Annotated in this window: 2 protein-coding genes and 1 pseudogene; all 3 read left to right on the forward strand. The window is 48.2% G+C overall.

The annotated features are described in order from the left end of the window. Positions 1–400: metallophosphoesterase family protein (locus HP556_RS00250; protein ID WP_478134428.1), on the forward strand; the 400-nt coding region annotated here is incomplete at its 5' end. Continuing rightward, complete coding sequence (locus HP556_RS00255; protein ID WP_001235459.1) at positions 397–1,020, forward strand: antitermination protein Q; 624 nt, start codon at positions 397–399, stop codon at positions 1,018–1,020. The genes HP556_RS00250 and HP556_RS00255, both read left to right, overlap by 4 nt. A gap of 682 nt (positions 1,021–1,702) precedes the next feature. Beyond that, a pseudogene (locus tag HP556_RS30140) lies at positions 1,703–2,020 on the forward strand (phage holin, lambda family). Positions 2,021–2,141 lie beyond the last annotated feature (121 nt).

The raw sequence follows: 2,141 nt of genomic DNA on the forward strand, positions 1-2,141 counted from the left end.
CGTTAATCACTGGCTGCTTAATGGCGGTGGCTGGTTCTTTAATCTCGATTACGACAAAGAAATTCTGGCTAAAGCTCTTGCCCATAAAGCAGATGAACTTCCGTTAATCATCGAACTGGTGAGCAAAGATAAAAAATATGTTATCTGCCACGCCGATTATCCCTTTGACGAATACGAGTTTGGAAAGCCAGTTGATCATCAGCAGGTAATCTGGAACCGCGAACGAATCAGCAACTCACAAAACGGGATCGTGAAAGAAATCAAAGGCGCGGACACGTTCATCTTTGGTCATACGCCAGCAGTGAAACCACTCAAGTTTGCCAACCAAATGTATATCGATACCGGCGCAGTGTTCTGCGGAAACCTAACATTGATTCAGGTACAGGGAGAAGGCGCATGAGACTCGAAAGCGTAGCTAAATTTCATTCGCCAAAAAGCCCGATGATGAGCGACTCACCACGGGCCACGGCTTCTGACTCTCTTTCCGGTACTGATGTGATGGCTGCTATGGGGATGGCGCAATCACAAGCCGGATTCGGTATGGCTGCATTCTGCGGTAAGCACGAACTCAGCCAGAACGACAAACAAAAGGCTATCAACTATCTGATGCAATTTGCACACAAGGTATCGGGGAAATACCGTGGTGTGGCAAAGCTTGAAGGAAATACTAAGGCAAAGGTACTGCAAGTGCTCGCAACATTCGCTTATGCGGATTATTGCCGTAGTGCCGCGACGCCGGGCGCAAGATGCAGAGATTGCCATGGTACAGGCCGTGCGGTTGATATTGCCAAAACAGAGCTGTGGGGGAGAGTTGTCGAGAAAGAGTGCGGAAGATGCAAAGGCGTCGGCTATTCAAGGATGCCAGCAAGCGCAGCATATCGCGCTGTGACGATGCTAATCCCAAACCTTACCCAACCCACCTGGTCACGCACTGTTAAGCCGCTGTATGACGCTCTGGTGGTGCAATGCCACAAAGAAGAGTCAATCGCAGACAACATTTTGAATGCGGTCACACGTTAGCAGCATGATTGCCACGGATGGCAACATATTAACGGCATGATATTGACTTATTGAATAAAATTGGGTAAATTTGACTCAACGATGGGTTAATTCGCTCGTTGTGGTAGTGAGATGAAAAGAGGCGGCGCTTACTACCGATTCCGCCTAGTTGGTCACTTCGACGTATCGTCTGGAACTCCAACCATCGCAGGCAGAGAGGTCTGCAAAATGCAATCCCGAAACAGTTCGCAGGTAATAGTTAGAGCCTGCATAACGGTTTCGGGATTTTTTATATCTGCACAACAGGTAAGAGCATTGAGTCGATAATCGTGAAGAGTCGGCGAGCCTGGTTAGCCAGTGCTCTTTCCGTTGTGCTGAATTAAGCGAATACCGGAAGCAGAACCGGATCACCAAATGCGTACAGGCGTCATCGCCGCCCAGCAACAGCACAACCCAAACTGAGCCGTAGCCACTGTCTGTCCTGAATTCATTAGTAATAGTTACGCTGCGGCCTTTTACACATGACCTTCGTGAAAGCGGGTGGCAGGAGGTCGCGCTAACAACCTCCTGCCGTTTTGCCCGTGCATATCGGTCACGAACAAATCTGATTACTAAACACAGTAGCCTGGATTTGTTCTATCAGTAATCGACCTTATTCCTAATTAAATAGAGCAAATCCCCTTATTGGGGGTAAGACATGAAGATGCCAGAAAAACATGACCTGTTGGCCGCCATTCTCGCGGCAAAGGAACAAGGCATCGGGGCAATCCTTGCGTTTGCAATGGCGTACCTTCGCGGCAGATATAATGGCGGTGCGTTTACAAAAACAGTAATCGACGCAACGATGTGCGCCATTATCGCCTAGTTCATTCGTGACCTTCTCGACTTCGCCGGACTAAGTAGCAATCTCGCTTATATAACGAGCGTGTTTATCGGCTACATCGGTACTGACTCGATTGGTTCGCTTATCAAACGCTTCGCTGCTAAAAAAGCCGGAGTAGAAGATGGTAGAAATCAATAATCAACGTAAGGCGTTCCTCGATATGCTGGCGTGGTCGGAGGGAACTGATAACGGACGTCAGAAAACCAAAAATCATGGTTATGACGTCATTGTAGGCGGAGAGCTATTTACTGATTACTCC

It is taken from the genome of Tardiphaga robiniae, from assembly GCF_013359755.1.
GTDB classification, from domain to species: domain Bacteria; phylum Pseudomonadota; class Alphaproteobacteria; order Rhizobiales; family Xanthobacteraceae; genus Tardiphaga; species Tardiphaga robiniae.